Origin of the sequence: Flavobacterium tructae (assembly GCF_001853485.1) — a bacterium.
In the GTDB taxonomy this organism is placed as follows: domain Bacteria; phylum Bacteroidota; class Bacteroidia; order Flavobacteriales; family Flavobacteriaceae; genus Flavobacterium; species Flavobacterium tructae.
The window spans coordinates 430488-454481 of sequence record NZ_MIKE01000024.1; the positions used below are offsets into that span (position 1 = coordinate 430488).

Genomic DNA, 23994 nt, shown 5'->3' on the forward strand with positions numbered 1-23994 from the left:
AACATTTAATTCAGCAGGCGCAAACTAAACTATCCATTGCTTTTTAAGTAAAAAAATAACAATTCATCATTTTTGAATGCATTTTAACGATAAAAAAATAACTCCCGTCAGCAAAAATGCCGTTTCACTGAAAAAAAAACTTTTTTGATTAGGTATATTAACTAATTATTAAGATTTTTGTCGGACTAATTCAAAATATTTAAAAATGAAACTAAAGTTCAATGGATTCCTAGTACTTTTCTTAGTACTAGTTGCGCAACTTACTTTCGCGCAAGAAAGAGCTGTTTCTGGAACAGTTTCTGACAATACAGGAATACCTTTACCAGGTGTTAGTGTATTAGTAAAAGGAACTAAGACAGCAACGCAAACAGATTTTGATGGAAAATACTCTATCAAAGCAGCACCAAATCAAGTATTAGTTTTTAGCTACATTGGGATGAAAGCTCAAGAAGTATCAGCTAGTTCTACCACTGTTAACACAAAATTAAAAGACGATTCAGTAGAATTGGAAAGCGTAGTAGTTACAGCTTTAGGTGTTAAGAAAAGTTCACGTGCACTTGGATATGCAACTCAGGAGGTAAAAGCTGCAGACATCACAAGAGCAAACAACAACAGTCTTGCCGGAGCTTTACAAGGTAAATTAGCGGGTGTATCTATTACTCCTTCTAGTGGTGCGCCTGGAGCTTCTTCTCAAATCATAATTCGTGGTGCCCGTTCTTTCACAGGAAACAACACACCTTTGTATGTTATTGATGGTATGCCTGTAGCATCTCAACCTGATTTCGGTACTGGAAACGGTGTAACAGGAGCCGATGTTGCTAACAGAGCAGTGGATATCGATCCAAACGAAATTGAATCTATCAACGTTCTTAAAGGACAAGCAGCATCTGCTTTATACGGATTAAGAGCTTCTAATGGTGTAATTTTAATTACTACAAAAAGTGGTAAAAACTTAGCACAAAGCGGGAAGCCTACTATTACATTCAACACTTCTACAAGTTTTGAAACTATTTCAAAAAAACCAAGTACTCAAAATGAGTATGCACAAGGTATAAATGGAAAATTTGATCCAAACTCTTCAATGAACTGGGGTCCAAAAATCTCTGAATTACCAAATGATGCAACTTACGGAGGAAACGTTGCTAACGCATTAAACGGTGGAACTCTAAGACCAGGTCTTTACTATGTACCACAAAGAGCAAAAGCTGGATTAGACCCATGGGTTGCTCCTCGTGCTTATGACAATATTGGTGATTTCTTCAAAACAGGATTCACAATCAACAATACTTTAAATATTGCTCAGTCAACTGAAAAAACAAATTACTCTTTTGGAGTAGGAAACTCTAAGCAAGACGGTATCATCCCTGAAACAGGAATGAGCAGATATACTGTAAAAGCACTTGTAGATACAAAGTTAAACAACGAGTGGAAAACTGGTTTCTCTTTTAACTACGTTCAAACTAAAATCAACAAAAGTTCAGCTGCAAATGACGGTGCTATTGTTGGTGTATTTGGAGGTCCAAGAAGTTACGACTTAAAAGGAATTGGTTATGCTAATCCTTCAAACCCATACGATCAGATTTATTACAGACCAGGTGTTTTCAACAACCCTTACTGGGCAGCTAAAAACAATGAGTTCAGCGAAAAAACAAACCGTGTTTACGGTAACGCTTACATACAATACTCTCCAATTATCAGTGAAAACGGAAGTCAAAAACTTACTGTTAAATATCAAGCAGGTGTAGACTCTTGGACTACAAACTACAGAGATATTTTTGAATTTGGAAGCAAACTTGATCTTTCAGGACAAACTAGTAGCGCACACCTTTATGGCACAACTAATGATGTTATCAACTCTTTACTTACAGTAAACTACAACTTGAACATCACTAATGATTTTAACTTAAATGTTTTGGTTGGAAACGAGTACAATCACCAAAACACTAAAGAATATGATGATCTTGGAACAGCTTTCAACTTTGGAGGTTTCCCAACTATCACTAACGCAAGAATCGTAACAGCTTCAGAATTCCGCAGACAAATTCGTACTGTTGGTCTCTTCGGTAATGCTGAGTTCTCATATAAAAATATGGTTTTCTTAAGTGGTACTATCCGTAAAGATGTTGCGTCTAATATGCCAAGAGGTAACAGAGATTTTGTTTACCCATCAGCTTCGTTAGGTTTTGTGGTAACTGAATTAGAAGGATTAAAAGGTGGTTCAGTTGTTTCTTATGCTAAGCTTAGAGGATCTATTGCTGAAGTAGGACAAGCAGGAAACTACGTTGGTAACTCTTTCACAACACCAAGTTACTCAGGTGGATTCTGGTCTGGAAACCCTGTACAATACCCATTAGGAGGAATTAGCTCTTTTATTCCTAGCAACGTACAATACGATCCAAACTTAAAACCACAAAATACAAAATCGTATGAACTTGGAGTTGACTTAAAATTCTTCAACAACAGAGTTGGAGTTGATTATACTTTCTCTAAACAAAATTCAACAAATCAAATCTTCAATGTTCCATTATCAGGTTCTACAGGAGCAAATTCTCTTGTAACAAACGGAGGAAAAATGCGTAATGACGTACACGAATTAAGTTTATTCGTTAATCCGGTTCGTACTGCTGATTTCAACTGGACATTTAATGTGAACTACTCTCAAATTGATTCTTACGTAGAGGCATTAGCAAACGGTGTAGACAACATCTTCCTTGGAGGATTTACAACTCCACAGCTTAGAGCTAGCGTTGGAGATCGTTTCCCAGTTATCTACGGTACAGGATACTTAAGAGATGCTAACAACAACATCGTTGTAAATGCTCAAGGTCTTCCACAAGCTGACGGTAAATTAAAAGTATTAGGAGAAGTTGCACCTAAATTTACTTTAGGAGGTTCTACACAATTCACATACAAAAGAGTATCTTTAGGAGCAGTTGTAGATTGGAAAAATGGTGGAAAAATGTACAGTGGATCTAACAACTTAATGAACTTTTACGGTGTAGATGCAAGAACAGCAGACAGAACTTCTCAGTTTGTTTACCCAGGTGTTAAAGCTGACGGAACTCCAAACGACATCGTTAGAGGTGGTGCTACAGATCCAAACGGAGCTCAACAATTACAAGCAGCTTTAAATGGTATTGCAGAGTCTGCAGTATTTGATGCTAGTTTTGTAAAATTAAGAGAGGTTACTTTAGGATACCAATTCCCTAAATTATTAGACAACGCAGTAGACATTAAAGCTTCTGTTTTCGCAAGAAACATCTTGTTATGGTCTAAAATGCCAAACCTTGATCCAGAAGCAACACAAGGAAACAATAACTTTGCTGGTGGATTCGAACAATGGTCAATGCCACAAACTAAGAGCATTGGTTTTGGATTGAACTTTACATTTTAATTAAAAAAAATCAAATGAAAAATATAAAAATAACACTAACAGCTTTAATGGCTACGTTCTTATTCCAAGCTTGTTCTGAGGACAAGATGGACGAAATAAATAAGAATGTGAACAATCCGACAGAGATGGCTAGCCGCTTAATCATTACGGATGTTATGGTGAATTCTGCCTTCACAGTAACTGGTGCTGACGCTTCATTTTATGGAGGTATCTACTCTGAGTTAAGTGCAGGAAATCACAATCAAATGTACAATGCTCAGATTAGAAGAGCTGATCCACAATTATCTTCAACTTACAATAACGGCTGGAACAATAGCTACAGACAATTATTGAATTTAGGAGTTATTATTGACAACTGTACAACTGGTAAAGAAAAAGGAAACTTCCAAACATTAGGTGTAGCACAAATCTTAAAGGCTTATAACTTAGCGATCCTTACCGATCTTTTTGGAGACGTTCCTTACTCTGAAGCTGTAAAACCAGGAGTAATTTTTCAACCAAAAGTTGACAAACAGGAGGCTATCTATCAGGACATCTTTAAAAACCTTACTGAAGGTATTGCTAACTTGAACAAAACTTCAACTTACGCAACTTTAGGTGTTCAGGATCCTATTTATGGTGGGAATTCTGCTAAATGGATCAAGGCTGCAAACGGATTATTAGCAAGATACACTATGAGATTATCTCTTAGAAAAGCGGATTACCAAGGTGTAATTAACTATGTAAATGCTTCTTTCGCAGATGCTAGCGACGAATTAAAACTTGTAAACGGTGGTGTTCCAAATCCTTTCGCAAGATTCGAATTAAACAGAGGCGCTATTTGTGTGGCTAAGAGTTTCTACGACACTATGGTTGCTAACGGACCAGCAGACGCTCGTACTGCTTCTTTCTTTACAAAAAAAGCTGGTGTAGTACTTCCTTTTGACAATTCAAAAGAAGATGTTGAAGCTCAAGGTAGATATTCTATCTCAGCTCTTATGAGTGAAGCAAACGCAATCTACTTATTAAGCTACCACGAATTATTGTTCTTGAAAGCTGAAGCACAAGCGAGATTAGGTTTACCTGAAGCACAAACAACAATGAATGCAGCTATTAAAGCAGCTTACGCTAAAAAAACAGCTGTAGCGTTTACACCAGCACAAGCAGATACCTACACTGCTTCTATTGGAGCTTTAACAGGTAATGCATTGTTGAAAAAAATCATGGTAGAAAAACACATTTCTTTCTTTGAAAATGAAGGTATTGAATCTTACAACGATATCAGACGTTTACAAGCAATGGGTAACGGAGACCTAATTCCTATGGTAAATCCAAAACCTGAATTGTTCCCACAAAGATTTGCTTACGGTCAATCTGACGTTGCCTCAAACACAAACGTTAAAGAACTATACGGAGACGGTTCTTACGTATACAAAGAAAAAGTTTGGTGGGCTGGAGGTACTAGATAATAGTATTCTTCACTTACAAAACAACTCCTAAAAAGGGCGCTTATCGAATGATGAGCGCCCTTTTTTCATTAATAACTTGCTGAAACAGTAAGAAAACAAACCTCAAACAGCCAGCCCATCTAAGCATGGAAGCTTATTTGACAAAAGACCTTTCTACAAATTAATTTTCAAAACTTACTTCCCAATATAAAAAAAATCAAAGATTCAATTCTTTTGCTTCTTCAGACTATTGCAATAAAATACACCCTTGCACCCTAAATCTGAAACTAATAAAAAAGAGGTCATCCATATCAGGATCATCTCTTTTTTTTTAAAAGATGCCGAGGGCAAAAGTACACTCAAAAAAGTGTCTTTTAAAATTGATCAAAATCGCAAAAAAACCAGCAAAATCAAGCATTAACACATGTTAAACAAAAAAGAAATAAGATAATATTAACCCTTGCTTTTTAACATTAAAAAAACACATCTCACAACAAAACTGCAAAATGACCAAAAAAAAAGCTTTTTATATTAGGTAGATTAACAAATAATTAAGATTTTTACCAGACTAATTCAAAACACATAAAAATGAAACTAAAGTTCAATGGACTCCTAGTACTTTTATTAGTACTAGTAGCGCAACTTACTTTTGCGCAAGAAAGAGCTGTTTCTGGAACAGTTTCTGACAATACAGGAATGCCTTTACCAGGTGTTAGTGTATTGATTAAAGGAACAAAAACAGGGACACAAACAGACTTTGATGGTAAATACTCTATCAAAGCTTCTTCAAACCAGGTTTTGGTATTTAGCTACATCGGTATGAAAAGCCAGGAAGTAGCAGCCACCTCTTCTGCAATTAATGTAAAATTATTAGATGGTGCCGCACAACAGCTGGAAAGTGTTGTTGTAACTGCATTCGGTATTAAGCGTAACCCTAAAAAACTAGGATACTCTGTTAGCGAAGTAAAAGCAGAACAAATTACTCAAAATTCAGAACCAGATTTATCAAGAGCTCTTGCAGGAAAAGTTGCGGGGGTTAACATTAATACATCAACTGGTGTTGCAGGAGCTGCCAACCAAATTACCATTAGAGGGGTAAACTCATTAACAGGTAATACAGATCCTTTAATTATCGTTGACGGTATTGCATACAGTAATGTATCGGTAACTTCAACTAGTCAAATCACTGGAGGAGGAGGATATGAATCTGCTTTATCTTCATTAGATCCTAATGACATCGCAAGTATCAACGTACTTAAAAGTACAGCTGCTGCTGCACTTTACGGTTCAAGAGCTATGAACGGGGTAATCGTTGTAACAACTAAATCCGGTGCATCTAAACCAAATAAAACACAAAAATTAAATGTAAATGTTGGAATGGGTACTTATTTTGAAACCATTGCTAACTTACCAGACTACCAAAACACTTACGGTTCAGGAGCAAATTTCCAGTACTCAAACGCAAATGGTTCATGGGGACCACGCTTTGATTCATTAGCTACAATTCCAACTTGGCCAACATTGCTAGCTGCTTTCCCTGACCAATTTGGACCTACAGTTCCTTATGTTGCAAAACCAAACAACGTAAAAGACTTATTCAGAACAGGAACGGTGCTAGACAAAACAATTGGTTTTAACTATGCCGGACAAGACGGAACTTTTAATGCTACTATTTCAGATTTACGTCAGGATGGTTACATTCCTTACAACTCTTACGACAGAACATCAATGTCTGCAGGTGGAAACTTCAAACTAAGTAAAAAATTCACTGTTGGAGCCAACTTAGCTTACTCAAAAACAAAACAAGTAGGAGGTTTCTTTGGAGAAAATCAATTTGCAGGATCTTCTTCTTCATTTGCGAGAACTTTGTTCTTAGCTAGAAACTGGGATTTAAATCTTCCATACGTAGACCCTGTAACTGGTGGATCTGTTACTCCAAACGGAACACAATTTGACCACCCTCTTTGGTCTTGGCAACACGATCAGATTATCACTAATACAGATAGAATTGTTGCAGGTATTAACTTAAACTACACTTTAAACGACAATATTTCTGCATCTTACAGAGCTGGTATTAACAAATATTCATTAGCAAGAAGTCAAGTTCGTGATTTGGCTTCCAGAGCAAATAATGGGTTAGGGAATTTACTTGCTGATAACTACGTAAACCAAGATATTGAATCTACATTCTTATTAAACTTCAATTATGAATTGAATGAGAACTTTAAATTAGCAACAATAGTTGGTAATAACGTATTGCAAAATGAGTATTCAAGACTTGTAAACGAAGGAAGAGAATTCATTGTTCCAAACATCTTTACTTTTAAAAATGTTAAAAGTATAGCAAATCTAACAGATGAGCGAGCTATGAAAAGAAATGTCGGAGTATTTGCCGATGTAACTTTGTCTTATAGAGATTACCTGTTTTTAAATGCTACAGCCAGAAATGACTGGAGTTCTTCTTTACCAAAAGAAAGAAACTCTTATTTCTACCCATCTGTAAGTGCCTCAGCAGTTATAACTGATGCTTTCAACATCCAAAGCGACATTTTAACTTTTGCAAAACTAAGAGCCAGTTTCGCTAAAGTTGGTAGAGATGTACCTGCAGAATTCTTAAAAATATCTTACAATCAAGGACAAGCCTACAATGGCCTTCCTAGAATTGGAAACAATACTTTCTTGGGAGATCAAGATGTTAAGCCAGAATTCTCAGAAGAATTTGAGATCGGTACTGACTTAGAATTTTTCAGAAAGCGAATCGTAGTAGATTTGAGTTTGTACTCTAAAACAACAAAAGACCTAATTACACCTGTAACTGTAGCGTCTTCAACTGGATTTACAGAGTTAAACACTAATGCAGGTTCTATTAGAAATAGAGGTATTGAACTTGGATTAACATTAGTACCGGTTAAATCTAAAAACTTCACATGGTCATTGCTAACTAACTTCACTAAAAACGAAAATGAAGTATTAACATTGAAAGAAGGTTTAGACAGAATTCAACTTAATGCAAATCAAATTGCCTATGCAATTCCAGGGCAGCCTTTTGGAGTTTTCTACGGAACAAGATTTGCTCGTGATGCCAATGGAAATTATTTAATCAACAGATCCGGAGGAGCAGTTATTCAGGATCCTTCACTTGGAGTTATCGGAGATCCAAATGCTAAATTTAGAGTGAGTTTCGCGAATACCTTTACTTACAAAGCGTGGAGCTTAAGAGCACAAATTGATTGGAAACAAGGAGGTGACATATCTTCTTCTACTATTGAGTCATTATTAGGAAGAGGTGTAACCAGAGATACTGAAGACAGAGAGAAAACATTTATAATTCCAGGTTATTACGGAAACAATGATGGAACTCCGATCTTAGATGCTAATGGAAATCAAATTCCAAACAGCACACAATTAAGTATGAATGAGCTTTACTTTTCTCCTGCCGGAGGAAGTACTTTTGGAATAAATTCTGTTGATGAAGCAACAATTTATGACGGAACTGTATTTAGATTAAGAGAGATAAACTTAACTTATGATGTGCCAAGTAAAATTTTGGAAAAAACTCCATTTGGAAAAATCAGTTTAAGTTTTATTGCAAACAACTTATGGTATTTTGCACCAAACGTTCCTAAGTATACCAATTTTGATCCTGAAACAACAAGCTACGGTAATTCAACATTACAAGGTATAGAGACTTCAGCTGCTCCGACTGCAAAAAGATGGGGCTTCAAAATTAATTTAACATTTTAATACAAAACGACATGAAATTATATAACTCTATAAAAAATAATAAAACTGCTCTGGTTTTATTATCCCTCACTACTTTTTTCAGTAGCTGCAGTAATTATTTAGATGTTGATAAAGATACAGATGACCCTACAGTTGCCCCGTTAAATTACCTATTAACAAATACGCAAACAACCATTTCTGAACTAGGTGATTTCAATAACAGTACAGGAGACATTTTAGCGGTCTACACCCATCAAATGACTTCAAGAGAAGAAGAAGATCAATATGGTGTAAAAGTTGACAACATTCCAATGAATAATGACTGGAATACTATTTATTTAGGTTTAAATGACATTGAGACCTTAATAAAGCAAGCTACTGAATCAGGAAATTTAGTATATCTTGGTATTGCTCAGATGGAAAAGGCATATATTATGGCATATGCCGTAGACATGTGGGGAGATGTTCCTTATACAGAAGCAACCAAATTAACTTCTGGTAACCTTGGACCAAAATTTGACAATCAAAAAGAAATTTATGCTAGTATTTTCAAATTAATAGACGCTGCAAAAGCTAACTTAAAAACAAATGCCGGTTTAAAAAAACCAGGTCTTGATGATGTTTTTTATGGAGGTAGTAATACTAAATGGATAAAATTTGCTAACACCTTTAAACTAAAACTGTACAATCAGGTAAGATTAACTTCAGATTTTGATCAGGCAGGGTTTAATGCTCTTGTAGCCGAAGGTGACTTCTTCACTTCTAATGCTGATGATTTTCAATTTGCACGTTTCAATTCAATTTCACCTACTAATGAAAGAAACAGATTGTTTATTGAATCTTACGAGAGTACTCAGTTTGGATCTTACCAAAGCCCATGGATGTATGAAATTTTAAAAGGAGTAAATCCTAACATCCATAACGGTAATCCGGATCCAAGGATGAAATATTACTTTTACAACCAATTAAAGCCAAACCAATTCCCTCCTGATCAAGGAAACACCACAACAGGAAACCCAGGTGCAGATTATTGGGATAAATCAACTGGTTTTGTTAGTATTCGATTTGGAAGTACTGGTCCGGACAGAGATAAGAGTGCTGAAAATACTTTTACCTATCCTGGTATCTTCCCTTCAGGAGGTAGATATGATGATGGACAAGGTGGTTCTGTATCAACATTAGCTGCAAAATCAGGAACCGGTATTGCACCTCACAGAATTTTAACTTATGATGAATTCCTATATATTCAGGCGGAGTTAATACAAACTGGAAAACTGGCTGGAAGTGCCTCAACTAAACTTCAGCAGGCAATTACCGCAAGTTTTGCTAAAGTAGATCAGGTAGTGGCCAAAAGCCAATCGCCTCAGTTAGCAACAATTCCTGTTCTGACAGGTTCTACTGCAGTAACTAACTTCATAACAAAAATAATAACTGAATTTAATGCTGCAGATGCAACAAAGAAATTAGAAATTATTATGACACAAAAGTGGGTAGGTACTTTCGGTGATCCAGCAGATCAATATGTTGATTACAGAAGAACTGGCTTCCCTGTATTAGCAAACCCGCTTAGCACCACAAAAGAATACCAGCTGAATAACAATGATGCTTTCCCTCTGAATGATTCTCAAACTGTACTGAACAATCCATTTCAGTTATCATGGTACTGGCCACAAGTAGAGCTAAACTCTAATGCTAATGCACCAGCTCAGAAAAATCCAGGTACTTACAAAATCTTTTGGGATCTTTAATCATTAAAAAACGAATAAAATGAAAAATATAAAACTAATATTCACATCAATGCTGTTTTTACTAATAGCGTTCTCATGTGATGACGATGGCGGAACATCAAAGATTGGCGCTGTTGAAGGGGCTACTCCAAACTTAATTAAAATCGCTACTGCAGATCAGGGTATAAATATTATAGCACTGCAAGGCGGAGGAGATGTAAATCTAGGATTAACTCTAACAGTTGCTACTGGTGATGTTACCTCTATGGATGTAGTGGGTTATTTTACAAAAAGCGGTGTCGTTTCAAAAGCAACTCTGCAAGCTAATGTTACCACTTTTCCTGCAACACTAAAGTATACTAAAGCTGACCTTATTAAGGCATTCCCAACATTTGCAAGTTTTGGTCTTACTGATAAATTAGTGATCACTGCTGATTTAAAATTGAAAGACGGTAGCGTTCTGAAAATGTTTACTGATAACGGTCAACCATTATACGGAGCTGACGTAGCCAATTCAACATTATGGAAAGTGCAACAAACTTACACTGCACTTTGTCCTTTAAACGATGCTTCTTTGTTCAATGGAAACTATAAAGTTACCGCTGATACATGGCAGGATTACAGTATTGGAGATATTGTACCGGTAGTTTATAATGCAGCAAATGGTAAATATGTATTCAGAATTTTGAATACAGCGAACCCATATTTGATAAACGGAAGTACTTCTTATATTATTGGTACTATCAACCCGGCTACAAATGCGGTTACCGTTACCAGCAATGAGCAATGGAATTACGGACCTGGACAGGTTTATACTGTAACGGGAACTGGTAATGTTAGTTCATGTACCGGAGACATTAATTTAAAAATTAGTTTTAGTGGATCTTCTGACTATACATTCAATTTAGTTAAAGCTCCTTAATCAAAATAAATTTTATATTGAAACCACTCTGTTCACTCAGAGTGGTTTTTTTTTATACCAACAATATACCTATATTTGTCCCATGGAAAAAGAACATCAAATATTTGGAATTAGAGCCATTATAGAAGCCATTCAGGCAGGAAAAGAAGTTGATAAAGTATTTATTCAAAAAGAAATTTCCGGAGAATTAATGAAAGATTTAATGAAGGTGATGAAACGCGCTAACATTAATTTCTCGTATGTTCCTGTAGAAAAACTCAATCGCTTAACTCCAAACAATCATCAGGGAGCGGTAGCGACCATCTCCCCTATTGGTTTTATTGAACTGGAACATTTGGTTGAATCAACAATCGAATCTGGATCAAAGCCTTTATTTTTAATACTGGATCAGATTTCAGATGCCAGAAATTTTGGTGCTATTATCAGAACTGCTGAATGTACCGGTGTAAACGGAATCATTGTTCAGAAAGCTGGTTCTGCCCCAGTGAACGGAGATACAGTTAAAACTTCAGCCGGAGCAGTTTTTAATGTTCCTATTTGCAAAGTTGAACATATCAAAGATGCTATTTTTTACCTTCAGGGGTCAGGCATCAAAACAGTAGCTGCTACCGAAAAAACAGACCAAAATATATACGACGTAACTTTAAATGAACCGGTAGCCATCATCATGGGATCTGAAGACAGAGGTATAAATCCTTCTGTTTTAAAAATTGTTGATGAAAAAGCAAAATTACCTATGTTCGGATCCATTGGATCTTTAAATGTTTCTGTTGCTTGTGGTGCATTTTTATATGAGGCTGTTCGCCAAAGAAGCTAACACAAAGAATTAAGAATTACGAGATAATTAACATACTATTGTCTTCAAAACAACTCTTACGATTCTTTCTTAAAACCTGTAGCTTAATTGCAGTGCTCTTACTTGCACCTTTAAGCTATGGGTAAAATAAACATCTGAGCCTAACATTACCTATCCTCCTTTGTCTCAGGCTTAGTCACAATATAATTAACCGAAACATCTGAATTAAAATAAGTCATTAATTCCTCCGGTTCTTCCTCAACAATCTCCGTATTTACGAAATTTCCATTCTCATCAAAATGCTTCATAAAAGCATCTTCATCGGGATTAAAATCCGGTTTCTGCCATTCATAAACAATAGGTTTTACATACTCAGGGGTTTTATAAAGTAAAGACATAACAAATCCGGTGATGAAACCTGCCAAATGTCCTTCCCAGGAAATAGTTTTATCAACCTCCGGAAAGACATACCAAATCATTCCACCGTACAATAAGATGACAGATAATGAGAGTGCCACTAAACGATAATAGCCGGTTTGGATTCCTTTAAAAAAAATAAAACTGACTAAGACGTAAATCAATCCACTGGCACCAATATGAAAATTTTCGCGGCCAATAACCCAGGTAATTAGCCCTGAGAATAAAATTCCATAACCAATCACCACAAAAGATTGTTTAGGATAAAAAAATTGTAAAGCCGCCAATAATACCAAAAGAGGGATAGAGTTATTGTATAAATGGCTTAAATTTTCATGAATGAAAGGACTGAACAAAACACCCTGCAAGCCTGACAAATCTCTTGGGTAGACTCCGTATTGATAAAAGTCGAAATCAAAGCGTATCTGAACCCAGTACACGATCCACAAAAAAAGAACAAAAAATACCGGAAGACCAATAACTGCAGTCGTAAATTTAAAGTGGTTGTCGTTCATAATTTTTAAGGTAAATTTATAATGATGACATCAAAAAACTATCCAATTACAATTTACTGATAATTTGTCAGCTTATTTAAATATTCTTAAACCCTGTTCTAGCCCTGATGGAAGCGGCATCCTTTTGTGTCCGCTGCGGCGGACGCAAAAGATACAGCGAATAGCAGGAATAGCTTCTAAAAACTATAAAATTAAACCCGAAAACTGTAATTTTACAAAATGGAAGCACCTTTAGCCGAGCGTATTCGCCCACAACACTTAGAAGATTATATCAGTCAGAGTCATTTGGTTGGCCCAAACGGATCTTTAACGCAACAAATTTCGAAAGGAATAATTCCGTCGTTGATCTTTTGGGGACCTCCTGGAACAGGAAAAACCACCTTGGCGCAAATCATCGCGCAGGAATCCAAGCGTCCGTTTTATATCCTGAGCGCAATCAATTCAGGTGTAAAAGATATTCGTGATGTGATCGAAAAAGCCAAACAAAGCGGTGGATTATTTACTGCTAAAAATCCCATTCTGTTTATTGATGAGATTCATCGTTTCAGCAAGTCACAACAAGATTCACTTTTAGCCGCTGTCGAAAAAGGCTGGATTACATTGGTTGGTGCAACGACCGAGAATCCAAGTTTTGAAGTAATTCCTGCATTATTGTCACGTTGCCAGGTCTATGTCCTAAATGCTTTCACAAAAGCCGATTTAGAAGCTTTATTGCACCGGGCGCTAAAAACGGATACGTATCTGGCTTCAAAAAATATCACTTTAAAAGAAACAGAAGCTTTACTGCGACTTTCGGGAGGTGATGGGCGAAAACTACTCAATATATTTGAACTTGTTATCAACGCTTCTGCGGGTGATGAAATTATTATCACCAACGATCGTGTTTTTGAATTGGTACAACAAAACACAGTTTTGTATGACAAAAGTGGAGAACAGCATTACGATATCGTTTCTGCTTTTATAAAGTCTATTCGTGGAAGTGATCCTAATGGAGCTGTTTATTGGCTAGCCAGAATGATTGAAGGTGGTGAAGATGTAAAATTTATTGCCCGCAGAATGCTCATACTTTCCAGTGAAGATATTGGAAACGCGAATCCGACCGCATTTATTATGGCCAATAATACCTTTCAGGCCGTAACTACCATTGGATATCCGGAAAGTAGAATCATACTAAGTCAATGCGCTATTTATCTGGCTACTTCTCCTAAAAGCAATGCCTCGTATATGGCGATTGGCAATGCTCAACAATTAGTAAAACAAACGGGAGATTTACCTGTTCCGATTCATTTACGAAATGCTCCAACCAAACTTATGAAAGAACTGGGTTATGGTGATGATTATAAATACTCGCACGATTATGCTAATAATTTTGCTGAACAGGAATTTCTACCGGATGCCATAAAAGAAACGGTTCTTTATAATCCGGGCCGCAATTCAAGAGAGAACAGCAACCGCGAATTTTTAAAGAACCGTTGGAAAGATAAATACGGTTATTAAAACCGTATTCTATTTTTAGAATTTAACTGAAACTTTTTCAGAAACTAACTGATCATTTTTATAATATTCAAAAAACCACTGATTATCTTTTGCATTTAAAGATCCCTGAACTCCGTCTTTTATAGCAATAAATGAATCGGGACGAGATGTTTTCAACAATTTCATTACCACCTTTGGAGTCTTATCGATTAACTGGTAACCATTCTCCGTAGGTTGTGCATACAATAAATTTGGATCTTTAAGATCAACCACCGGAGTCACCTCTGCAACTTTAGCAGCTACAACTGCGGTTGTCAACGGAGTAGCCGGAATTGAAGATTTTACAGTATTAGCACTTTTTCCATTATATTTATAGCGTAAACCGTTTATTGAAACAAACGCAAGATCAAGACATTCTCTGTAAGCCGTTTCATATTCCTTCTCTTTACTTTTTCCTATTGCAGATGTAAAAATCACTTTACCGTAACAATCTTTAAACTCTACAAAAAGTTTGGTAATTAAAAAACCATTCTCTCTTTTAACATCGGCATACAAAAGATCGCAACGATCCCCAAAACCTTCCGGAAGTATCTCGTTGGCATAAAAAGCCTGAAAACCGGCTTTGTTTAAATTAGCTTTAGTCATTGTTGACGTTCTATATTGATTTTCTGTTTTAAGGAAATCATATTTTAACGGAACAATAACCGCTTTGTAATCATTAACCGATTGTGAAAATCCTATAACTGATGTAAGGAATGCAATTAACAAAAATTTTATTCTCATAATTATAAATATTTTTTTAGTTCTAATAAATGGTTTACTTGTTTAATATTTTGGGGAGCTTCGATTCTTTTTTCATTAAAGAAAATAGCATCAAGTCCTGCATTTAAGGCACCGTTGACATCGGCATCCAGGCAATCTCCTATCATGACACTGTTTTCTTTTGAAGCTTTGGCAGCACTAAGTGCATAATCAAAGATAATACTATTTGGTTTCTTCACACCAGCCAACTCAGAATTTGTGATGGTTTCAAAATAACCCGAAAGTGCCGCATTATTAATTTTTTTATCCTGAACATTCGCAAAACCGTTAGTAATGATATGCAACTTGTATTTTGGTTTTAAATACTCCAGCACTTCAATTGCTCCTTCGAAAAGATGATTGTTGTCGGTTAAAAATTCAATATAATCATTGGCAATCTCATTGATACTCTCATCTGACATAGTGCAATTTAAAGCATCAAATGAAAACTTCAATCTATTGTAACGGAGTTCCAGATGTGTTATTTTATCATTCTGGTATAATTTCCAGCACTCCTGATTGATTGGAGCATATTTCTCGATAAAATCTTCTGTTTTAATTTCGGGATATTTACTTTTAAAAATTCGATCAAAAGCCATTTCAGAGTTTTTGTCAAAATCCCAAAGTGTATGATCTAAATCAAAAAAGACATCGGTAATAGTGGTATTCATAATTTATAAAATTCCTTGATCTACAAAACTATAATATTTTGCTTCAGTTATAATCAAATGATCCAAAACTTTAACATCTAAACTATCCCCTGCTAATTTGATCTTTTTCGTCAACTTTTTATCGGCATCACTGGGCAGCAAATTTCCTGACGGATGATTGTGACACAAAATCAATCCTGTAGCACCAATTTCGAGTGCCAATTTAAAAACAATACGTACATCCACAACGGCTCCGGTAATTCCACCTTTACTCACTTGGGATTTAGAAATTACTTTATTGGAATTATTCAGAAAAAGCACCCAGAACTCTTCGTGAGAAAGTTCACCAATAATAGGCTGCATGATTTCGAAGACAATTTTACTGGAAGTTATTATCTTCAATTGTGACACATCCTCTGCCCTTCTTCTTCTTCCAAGTTCTAATGCTGCAATAATTGTAATAGCTTTTGCCTCCCCTATTCCTTTAAATTCCATTAATTGAGCAGTAGATTTTTTTCCTAAAGAATTCAAGCTTCCGGCACTAGCCAAAATCCGTTTACTTAAATCTACTGCAGATTCATTACGACTGCCTGACCCTATTAATATCGCAATCAACTCAGCATTACTTAAAGCTTCTTTGCCCTTTAACATCAATTTTTCGCGGGGACGATCTTCTTCTGACCAATCCGGTATGGGAAAATAAGTTGCTACAAAATCCGCGGTTTCATTTGTTGTTTTTACAACTTTTAAGCTTGCTCTCATTTTACAATACCCTTAGAGGGTTAATCTATAAAATTAAGAAAAATCTTTCAAATAAAACAATACTAATCTCAAATTAATTATTTCATTACTATAAATGCCCCATCAAAATGGCTTACCTTAAGGGCATGAAAATAATTGGTACTTTTTCCCTCTTGCTTCTCCTCCTCTCCTGCAATCAAAAAGAGGGCAAAACAGCTGTTGCAGAAAGCTTGTCATCGGGTATTACAAAAACTTTTCCAGAAAAATTATCCGATGCAGCAATCTCGATCATTGATCCTTCTATAGATTACGATCCATCTTACTTTAAAATTGATTATCCTAATGGAGATATCCCAAAAAACAAAGGAGTTTGCACGGACGTCATTATTCGATCTTATAGAAAATTAGGTATTGATTTACAAAAGGAAGTTCACGAAGATATGCTTGAAAATTTCTCTGATTATCCAAACTTAAAAAAATGGGGAATGATCAAAACTGACACCAATATCGATCATCGAAGAGTTCCCAATCTTGAAGTATTCTTTGAGCGAAAAGGCACAAAATTACCTCTTTCTCAAAATGCCAAAGATTATAAAACCGGAGAAATTGTAACATGGATAATTAATAATAAATTGCCTCACATCGGAATTGTAACCAACAAAAAATCCAGAGATGGAAAACGAAATTTAATCGTACATAACGTGGGCCGCGGTCAGCTTCTGGAAGATTGTTTGTTTGAATATAAAATTGTTGGGCATTTTAAATATCAAAAATAAGTTTCAAACCCCCATCAAAAAAAAATGCCAACTGTATAACAATTGGCACTTTATTAAATTTTCTAATTGACGAACTACTCGATCAACCCTTTCACATCATCAAAATTCAATCCTCCGTAATTTCCGGAACTCATTAATAATAAAGCTGAGTTTTCAAGATTTAAATTAAAAAGGTATTCTTTAAATTCATCAGGATTGGTATAAATAATTAAGTCTTCACGGTTAAAAGAACTTGCAATTTGCCCGTACGTTACTTCTTCTAGTTGTTTTATTTTTACGGCATCAGGGGAATAGAACACTACTGCAATATCAGCATATTCAAGAGCCCCTTCATACTCTTTTAGAAACTCTGCATTCAAACTGCTGTAGGTATGTAATTCCAAACAAGCCACTAAAGTTCTGTTTGGATATTGCTCTTTTACTGCTTTTGTAGTCGCAGCAACTTTACTTGGGGAGTGTGCAAAATCTTTGTATGCTACTTTTCCTTTTCCTTCAGCAATTTTCTCCAATCGCTTTGAAGCTCCTTTGAAACTGGCAATTGCTTCGTAAAAGTCCGCTTCGTCAACGCCCATATTTTGACAAATCCATTTGGCTCCTGCCAGATTATTCAAATTGTGCGCTCCAAAAACTTCAATTGGCATATCGCCTTCCGGAGTTTCTAATAAAGTTACACCATCATTAACACTGTACTTTGGAGTAGAATAGGCTAATTTTCGAATTGGATTCGTAGCCGCTTCCGCAACACGTTTTACCTCCGGGTCATTCTCGTTGTATACCAAAATCCCTCCATTTGTAATTTTCCCAATAAAGATTTCGAATTGCTCTACATAATTCTCATAGGTTGGAAATACGTTGATATGATCCCAGGCAATTCCGGAAATCAAAGCAATATTGGGTTGGTACAAATGAAATTTAGGGCGTCTGTCTATCGGAGAAGATAAATACTCATCCCCTTCCAAAACCATGAAATCATTTTCTTCGGTAAGATGTACCATCGTATCAAAACCCTCTAACTGTGCTCCAACCATATAATCTACTTCGATATTATGATAATGCATGACATGCAAAATCATCGAAGTTATTGTTGTTTTTCCATGAGAACCTCCAATTACCACTCGGGTTTTATTCTTAGACTGCTCATACAAAAATTCCGGATACGAATAAATTTTCAAACCTAACTCCTGCGCTTTTAGCAACTCCGGATTATCCGCTTTCGCATGCATTCCGAGGATTATGGCATCAATATCGGCAGTGATTTTTTCAGGAAACCAGCCCAGTTCAGCTGGTAAGATCCCTTTCTTTTCCAATCTTGATTTTGAAGGTTCAAAAATAGCATCATCACTTCCTGTAACCTGATATCCTTTATTGTGCAATGCAAGTGCTAAATTGTGCATGGCGCTTCCGCCTATGGCGATGAAATGTGTTTTCATTGAATACGTTGAATCGTTTATTTGTTGAACTGTTTCTTCGAGAAACGAAAGTACAATTCAACGCTTAAATCGGTTAATTATTTTTCAAAAATAAGGAATTATAAAATGCCCTTTTTGCTTTTAATACTAAATTAGTAATTTGTACGAATAATATTTTTTAATCGTTCCCAACCTTTTATTGAAATCATCGTTTAGAAACAAAAACACCCGACAGGTTTTAAAAACCTGTCGGGTGTTTTTTCAATACCAAAAATCGAATTATTTAATAATCGTCATTTCGTCAATAATGTTTTTAGCTCCGGCGTATTTGTCGATAATCCAAAGTACGTAACGAATATCTACGTTAATTGTTCTTTGCAATTTAGAATCGAAAATAACATCTCCTGCCATCGCTTCGATGTTTCCGTCAAAAGCAACTCCAATTAATTCTCCTTTTCCGTTTAATACCGGAGAACCTGAGTTTCCACCAGTAATATCGTTATCTGTCAAGAAGTTTACCGGCATATAACCAGCTTTATCAGCATACTGTCCAAAGTCTTTTGCTTTGTTTAACTCTAACAAACGTTTTGGTAAGTCAAATTCCTGATCTCCTGCTTTATACTTTTTAACCATACTTTCCATGGTAGTATAGTTATTAATTTTAGCATCGTTACGCGGATCAGCAGGTAAAGCTCTTACTTTTCCGTAAGTTAGTCTCAATGTTGAGTTAGCGTCTGGATATTGAATAGCGTTCAATTTAGATTCTCTTAAACCTTCTACCAATTTACGGTAAGCATTTGCGAAACCGTCATCAGCCTTCAACTGATCATCTGTTTTAGCACGGTATTTTGTCAACAAATCGTTAGAAATAATATACAACGGATCGTGTACAATTGCTAATGGTTTAGGATTAGCCATAAATGCTAATACTTTGTCTTTAGAAGTAAAATAACTGATTTCAGTTGCTTTTGCTACATCGGCAGTAAAGTCACCATTGTTCTCTGATTTCATTTTAGCAATTTGCGTCGCTAAACCATATTCAGCAGCTTTAGAAGCGTACAAATTCAATTGTGCTGTTAATACATCTTTTTCAAGAGGTGCATAAAATTCACCGTAGATGTTTTCGATCATTGCGTTGATCTTAGGCAGCATCTCAGCTTTCTTAGCATCAGTTTCGTTGTAATAAGCGATCAATGCGTTTCCTAGGTTAGCAGGTCCGGTTGCGTAAGCTGACGTACGTAAAAGCTGTGTCAGGTAATTGTCGTGCGTTGATTTTACATTTGTAGATCTGTAATAATCATTGATCGTTGGAATTACATTCTCATACTTCTCTTTATTAGCCGGTTTAGTAGCCCACTCGTAAAATTTATCTTCTTGTGCCGCTTTAACCTCTGCTGTTCCAGCTTTTGTTAAAGCATCGATCATCCCCTGACGGTTTTTCCAGTAATTTGCTGTAGAAGCATATTTAGACGCGTATTGCAAACGAACTGTTGCATCTTTGTCCATGTACTTTTTCATTTGATCCATTCCGGTTTTAGCACCTTCAACCCAAGCAGGATAAGCAAACTTAACGTTTTGCTCAATTCCTCCAGCCGGCATCCAACGGTTTGTTCTTCCCGGATATCCTAAAATCATTGCAAAATCATTCTCTTTAACCCCTTTTATACTTACCGGTAAGTAGTGTTTAGGTTTCAAAGGCACATTGTCTTTAGAATAAGCTGCCGGATTTCCGTCTTTATCTGCGTACACTCTGAACATAGAGAAATCTCCTGTTTGACGAGGCCACTCCCAGTTGTCCGTATCTCCACCAAATTTACCAACACTTTCAGGAGGTGTTCCCACTAAACGTACGTCTGTGTAATCCTGGTAAACGAAATAGTAATATTCATTTCCCTGAAAGAAAGGACGAACAGAAACGGTATATTTTCCACCTTCATTGTTTTCTTTCTCAATCAATGCAATTTCTTGCTGAATTGCTTTACTTCTTTCAGCCTCGGTCATCTTATCATTTACTTTTGACAAAATTCTTTTAGAAACATCATCCATACGCACAAAGAAACGTACATACAATGATTTAGGTTTCATTTCGGCACTTCTTTGTTTTGCCCAAAAACCGTCTTTTAAGTAGTTTTGCTCTGCCGAAGATAGTTCTGCAATTGCGTCATAACCACAATGGTGATTGGTTAAAACCAATCCTTCTTTAGAAACAATTTCTGCTGTACATCCTCCATTAAATTGTACAATAGCATCTTTTAAACTATGATGGTTGATACTGTAAATTTCTTCGGCTGTCAATTGCAAGCCCATTTTTTCCATATCTCTATGGTTCAATCTTTCGATAAACATCAAAAACCACATCCCCTCATCAGCTCTTACAGGAAAAGCCATCAGACACATGGTCAAGAATAAAACTATTTTTTTCATGTTATTTTGTTTAAGTGATGCGAATATAATTCATTTTCATAATTATATTACCGCAATTCCTGCCGAAATTAGATATCTCAGTGATTTTTTAGCATTTCATTACGAATTTAACACCAATGATGTGTTTAATTTGGTCTGTGAAAATCTGTTATTTTCTTGTTATATGGATATTGCAGAAAACAAAAAAGGTGCTCTGTTTCCAGAACACCTTTTTACAAATTGTATTTTTTTTAGTCGTTAAGCATTTTCCAAAGCTTATCTTTTAAATCCGTTATCCCTTGCTGGGCAACTGATGAGATAAACATATATGGAACGTCTTTGAAAGCGACGTCTAATTCGATCTTCAATTCAGCTTTCAATTCGTCATCCAGCATATCACATTTAGAGATTACTAAAAGACGCTCTTTGTCTAACATTTCAGGATTGTACTTGGTTAATTCATTGACCAAAATATCGTACTCTGCTTTAATATCCGGTGTATCAACCGGAACTAGAAACAATAATGTTGAATTACGTTCGATATGACGCAAGAAGTAATGACCTAAACCTTTCCCTTCTGCAGCTCCTTCAATAATTCCGGGAATATCAGCAATTACAAAAGATTGATAATCTCTGTAAGCCACAATTCCTAAGTTTGGCTTTAAGGTTGTAAAAGGATAATCGGCAATTTTTGGTTTTGCAGAAGTTAAAACAGACAACAGGGTTGATTTTCCGGCATTTGGAAAACCTACTAAACCAACATCGGCTAATACTTTAAGCTCTAAAATTACATCCATTTCTACTCCCGGTAAACCCGGCTGAGCATAACGAGGTGTTTGATTGGTTGAACTTCTAAAGTGCCAGTTTCCTAAACCTCCTTTTCCTCCTTTTGAAAGAATTCTTTTTTCACCATCTTCAGTAATTTCGAATAAGGTTTCTCCTGTTTCTTTGTCTTTTACAACAGTTCCTAAAGGCACTTCGATAAATTTATCTTCTCCGTCAGCACCTGTACTACGGTCTCCTCCTCCATCTCCACCGTGACCCGCTTTAATATGTCGTGCAAATTTTAGATGAAATAATGTCCAAAGTCCTTTATTCCCCACCAAATACACATGTCCTCCACGACCACCATCACCTCCGTCAGGGCCTCCTTTTTCAATAAATTTCTCTCTATGTAAATGCGTAGATCCTTTCCCTCCTTTACCGGAAGAAACATAAATCTTAACATAATCTACAAAATTTCCTTCTGTCATTTTTACTTGTTTATGTGTAGTTTCAGGTTTCAGGTTTCAAGTTTCAGGTTATGCGTTGCGCAACCTGAAACTTGAAACTTGAAACTTAAAACAAATTCTTTCTACTCTTTAAGTGCTTTTACCAACACTTTATCAATCTTTACGCCATCCATATCGATTACTTCCAGCACAAATTTTTGCCAGATTAATTTTTCGCCTTCTTTTGGAATATGTGAAAGCTCTGTCATAATCATTCCGCTTACCGTGTTTACTTCATAATCGTTTGTCAATTCGTCTAACTCAAAATAAGTTAAAAAATCGTGTAACGAATAATGTCCGTCAACGAGCCACGAACCGTCTTCTCTTTCAATTAACTGGAATTCATCTTTATAAAAATCAGATGCATCTCCTACTAAAGCTTCCAAAATGTCATTTAGGGTAATAATTCCCTGAAAAACACCATACTCATCAGAAACTAAAGCATAATGAATTCCTGTTTTTTTGAAATTCTCCAATGCCTTGTATGCCGTTGTCTGCTCCATCAGATAAGGCGCATCAATCATGATTCCCGCCAAATCAAAATGTTCACTTTCGATGTTTGCAAAGATATTCTTTAGGGTTACAACCCCCACAATATCATCATAATTGTCTCTGTACACCGGATAAACAGTATGTAAATCCTGTAAAACCAATTCTTTAATCTTCGTTTTATCGGCATTGAAAGGCAGCATATCAACTGACTTACGGTGTGTCATCAACGAATTTACTTTTCGATCCCCAATGTGAAAAACACGTTCTACAATATCTTGTTCGATTTCCTGTACTTCTCCACCCTCAGTTCCTTCTTTGATAATTGCTTTAATTTCTTCTTCTGTTACCTTACCGTCAGCAGTTGGTTTAATCTGAAATACATTCAGTAAAAAATCTGTCGAAGAAGTAAGCAGCCAGATAAAGGGCGCTGTAATTATCGAGATGGTTTTCATAGGCAGCGCTACCATTTTGGCAATCGACTCCGGATAATTTAAACCAATTCGCTTTGGCAATAATTCTCCTAAAACCAAAGAGAAAAATGTCAAAACCACGACAACAATCCCTACTGCAACAGAATGTGCATAGGGTTTTAAAAATGTAAATCCGCTAACAAAAACTTCAACATCCATTGTTATCTTATCACCACTGTAAATACCGGTCAAAATACCGATTAAAGTGATTCCGATTTGCACGGTGGATAAAAACTTGTTTGGAGAATTGGCCAGATCAAGTGCTATTTTAGCACTATTATTTCCTTTTTTTGCGGCAGTTTCAAGTCTGTTTTTCCGGGCCGAAATCAATGCAATTTCTGACATGGAAAAAACACCATTCAATAGTATTAGAAAAAATATTATTAGTATTTCCAATTTTTGGTTTATTCGTTATAAAATTGTCTTCATCAAGATAATTCTGTCATCTTAAAACTTCGTCTCCCTATCATTCAAAAGAATCCTGTCTTAAAAAACTAATTTTTCTTCCCAGAAAACAGCAACCTAAAGATGCACGTTTTATGACAAGAAAAATAGTTCTTAAAAGTCCCGATCGCAGTCGGGAT

General features: G+C 35.9%; 16 protein-coding genes. 8 read left to right on the forward strand and 8 right to left on the reverse strand.

Translation table 11 applies throughout. The features are described from left to right. Positions 1–205 precede the first annotated feature (205 nt). The 6 genes from BHE19_RS15650 to rlmB all read left to right on the forward strand — a co-directional run bounded on the left by BHE19_RS15650 (position 206) and on the right by rlmB (position 12010). Entirely contained in the window at positions 206–3394 is a 3189-nt protein-coding gene (locus BHE19_RS15650) for a SusC/RagA family TonB-linked outer membrane protein (RefSeq protein ID WP_070907892.1), read from the forward strand. A gap of 14 nt (positions 3395–3408) precedes the next feature. Then, positions 3409–4842: a SusD/RagB family nutrient-binding outer membrane lipoprotein gene (locus tag BHE19_RS15655; protein WP_070907893.1), complete on the forward strand. Its 1434-nt coding sequence runs from the start codon at positions 3409–3411 to the stop codon at positions 4840–4842. 567 nt (positions 4843–5409) lie between these two features. After that, positions 5410–8565: a SusC/RagA family TonB-linked outer membrane protein gene (locus BHE19_RS15660; RefSeq protein WP_070907894.1), complete on the forward strand. Its 3156-nt coding sequence runs from the start codon at positions 5410–5412 to the stop codon at positions 8563–8565. Between the two features lie 11 nt (positions 8566–8576). After that, positions 8577–10292 carry a SusD/RagB family nutrient-binding outer membrane lipoprotein gene (locus tag BHE19_RS15665; protein ID WP_070907895.1) on the forward strand — a complete coding sequence of 572 codons (1716 nt, stop codon included), beginning with the start codon at positions 8577–8579 and terminating at the stop codon, positions 10290–10292. A 19-nt stretch (positions 10293–10311) separates the two neighbouring features. Then, positions 10312–11193 carry a hypothetical protein gene (locus tag BHE19_RS15670; RefSeq protein WP_070907896.1) on the forward strand — a complete coding sequence of 294 codons (882 nt, stop codon included), beginning with the start codon at positions 10312–10314 and terminating at the stop codon, positions 11191–11193. A gap of 82 nt (positions 11194–11275) precedes the next feature. After that, on the forward strand, positions 11276–12010 hold the full coding sequence (gene rlmB, locus BHE19_RS15675; RefSeq protein ID WP_017495032.1) for a 23S rRNA (guanosine(2251)-2'-O)-methyltransferase RlmB: 735 nt from the start codon (positions 11276–11278) through the stop codon (positions 12008–12010). A gap of 146 nt (positions 12011–12156) precedes the next feature. Here rlmB and BHE19_RS15680 read toward each other — a convergent pair whose 3' ends face one another. Then, complete coding sequence (locus tag BHE19_RS15680) at positions 12157–12921, reverse strand: rhomboid family intramembrane serine protease (protein WP_070907897.1); 765 nt, start codon at positions 12919–12921, stop codon at positions 12157–12159. Between the two features lie 219 nt (positions 12922–13140). Between BHE19_RS15680 and BHE19_RS15685 the strand changes: the two genes are divergently transcribed. After that, positions 13141–14418, forward strand: coding sequence for a replication-associated recombination protein A (locus tag BHE19_RS15685; protein ID WP_070907898.1), 1278 nt, complete (start codon positions 13141–13143; stop codon positions 14416–14418). Between the two features lie 15 nt (positions 14419–14433). Here the strand turns inward: BHE19_RS15685 and BHE19_RS15690 are convergent, their stop codons facing one another. Genes BHE19_RS15690 through radC form a run of 3 tightly spaced genes read right to left on the reverse strand, consistent with a single transcriptional unit; the run spans position 14434 to position 16610 of the window. Continuing rightward, the gene (locus BHE19_RS15690; protein WP_070907899.1) at positions 14434–15180 is read right to left on the reverse strand and encodes a hypothetical protein; all 747 of its coding nucleotides are present in this window, start codon (positions 15178–15180) and stop codon (positions 14434–14436) included. 2 nt (positions 15181–15182) lie between these two features. Next, positions 15183–15869 (reverse strand): YjjG family noncanonical pyrimidine nucleotidase, encoded by a 687-nt coding sequence (locus BHE19_RS15695; RefSeq protein ID WP_070907900.1) that lies wholly within the window; start codon positions 15867–15869, stop codon positions 15183–15185. Positions 15870–15872: 3 nt separating this feature from the next. Continuing rightward, the gene (radC, locus tag BHE19_RS15700; RefSeq protein WP_070907901.1) at positions 15873–16610 is read right to left on the reverse strand and encodes a RadC family protein; all 738 of its coding nucleotides are present in this window, start codon (positions 16608–16610) and stop codon (positions 15873–15875) included. Positions 16611–16717: 107 nt separating this feature from the next. Between radC and BHE19_RS15705 the strand changes: the two genes are divergently transcribed. Continuing rightward, positions 16718–17365: a DUF1287 domain-containing protein gene (locus BHE19_RS15705; RefSeq protein ID WP_070907902.1), complete on the forward strand. Its 648-nt coding sequence runs from the start codon at positions 16718–16720 to the stop codon at positions 17363–17365. 74 nt (positions 17366–17439) lie between these two features. Here BHE19_RS15705 and BHE19_RS15710 read toward each other — a convergent pair whose 3' ends face one another. The 4 genes from BHE19_RS15710 to BHE19_RS15730 form a co-directional block, all read right to left on the reverse strand. Continuing rightward, positions 17440–18795 (reverse strand): UDP-N-acetylmuramate--L-alanine ligase, encoded by a 1356-nt coding sequence (locus tag BHE19_RS15710; protein ID WP_070907903.1) that lies wholly within the window; start codon positions 18793–18795, stop codon positions 17440–17442. A gap of 258 nt (positions 18796–19053) precedes the next feature. Continuing rightward, positions 19054–21198, reverse strand: a complete 2145-nt coding sequence (locus BHE19_RS15715) for a S46 family peptidase (protein ID WP_070907904.1) — start codon at positions 21196–21198, stop codon at positions 19054–19056. Positions 21199–21428: 230 nt separating this feature from the next. Then, positions 21429–22430, reverse strand: a complete 1002-nt coding sequence (gene obgE / locus BHE19_RS15725; protein ID WP_070907906.1) for a GTPase ObgE — start codon at positions 22428–22430, stop codon at positions 21429–21431. 101 nt (positions 22431–22531) lie between these two features. After that, a complete protein-coding gene (locus tag BHE19_RS15730; protein ID WP_081603501.1) occupies positions 22532–23806 on the reverse strand; it encodes a hemolysin family protein in 1275 nt (424 codons plus the stop codon). Positions 23807–23994: the final 188 nt, after the last annotated feature.

Coding starts and splice junctions, on each gene's coding strand:
- BHE19_RS15650 (WP_070907892.1), top strand. CDS start 206: ATGAAACTAAAGTTCAATGGATTCCTAGTACTTTTCTTAGTACTAGTT.
- BHE19_RS15655 (WP_070907893.1), top strand. CDS start 3,409: ATGAAAAATATAAAAATAACACTAACAGCTTTAATGGCTACGTTCTTA.
- BHE19_RS15660 (WP_070907894.1), top strand. CDS start 5,410: ATGAAACTAAAGTTCAATGGACTCCTAGTACTTTTATTAGTACTAGTA.
- BHE19_RS15665 (WP_070907895.1), top strand. CDS start 8,577: ATGAAATTATATAACTCTATAAAAAATAATAAAACTGCTCTGGTTTTA.
- BHE19_RS15670 (WP_070907896.1), top strand. CDS start 10,312: ATGAAAAATATAAAACTAATATTCACATCAATGCTGTTTTTACTAATA.
- rlmB (WP_017495032.1), top strand. CDS start 11,276: ATGGAAAAAGAACATCAAATATTTGGAATTAGAGCCATTATAGAAGCC.
- BHE19_RS15680 (WP_070907897.1), bottom strand. CDS start 12,921: ATGAACGACAACCACTTTAAATTTACGACTGCAGTTATTGGTCTTCCG.
- BHE19_RS15685 (WP_070907898.1), top strand. CDS start 13,141: ATGGAAGCACCTTTAGCCGAGCGTATTCGCCCACAACACTTAGAAGAT.
- BHE19_RS15690 (WP_070907899.1), bottom strand. CDS start 15,180: ATGAGAATAAAATTTTTGTTAATTGCATTCCTTACATCAGTTATAGGA.
- BHE19_RS15695 (WP_070907900.1), bottom strand. CDS start 15,869: ATGAATACCACTATTACCGATGTCTTTTTTGATTTAGATCATACACTT.
- radC (WP_070907901.1), bottom strand. CDS start 16,610: ATGAGAGCAAGCTTAAAAGTTGTAAAAACAACAAATGAAACCGCGGAT.
- BHE19_RS15705 (WP_070907902.1), top strand. CDS start 16,718: ATGGCTTACCTTAAGGGCATGAAAATAATTGGTACTTTTTCCCTCTTG.
- BHE19_RS15710 (WP_070907903.1), bottom strand. CDS start 18,795: ATGAAAACACATTTCATCGCCATAGGCGGAAGCGCCATGCACAATTTA.
- BHE19_RS15715 (WP_070907904.1), bottom strand. CDS start 21,198: ATGAAAAAAATAGTTTTATTCTTGACCATGTGTCTGATGGCTTTTCCT.
- obgE (WP_070907906.1), bottom strand. CDS start 22,430: ATGACAGAAGGAAATTTTGTAGATTATGTTAAGATTTATGTTTCTTCC.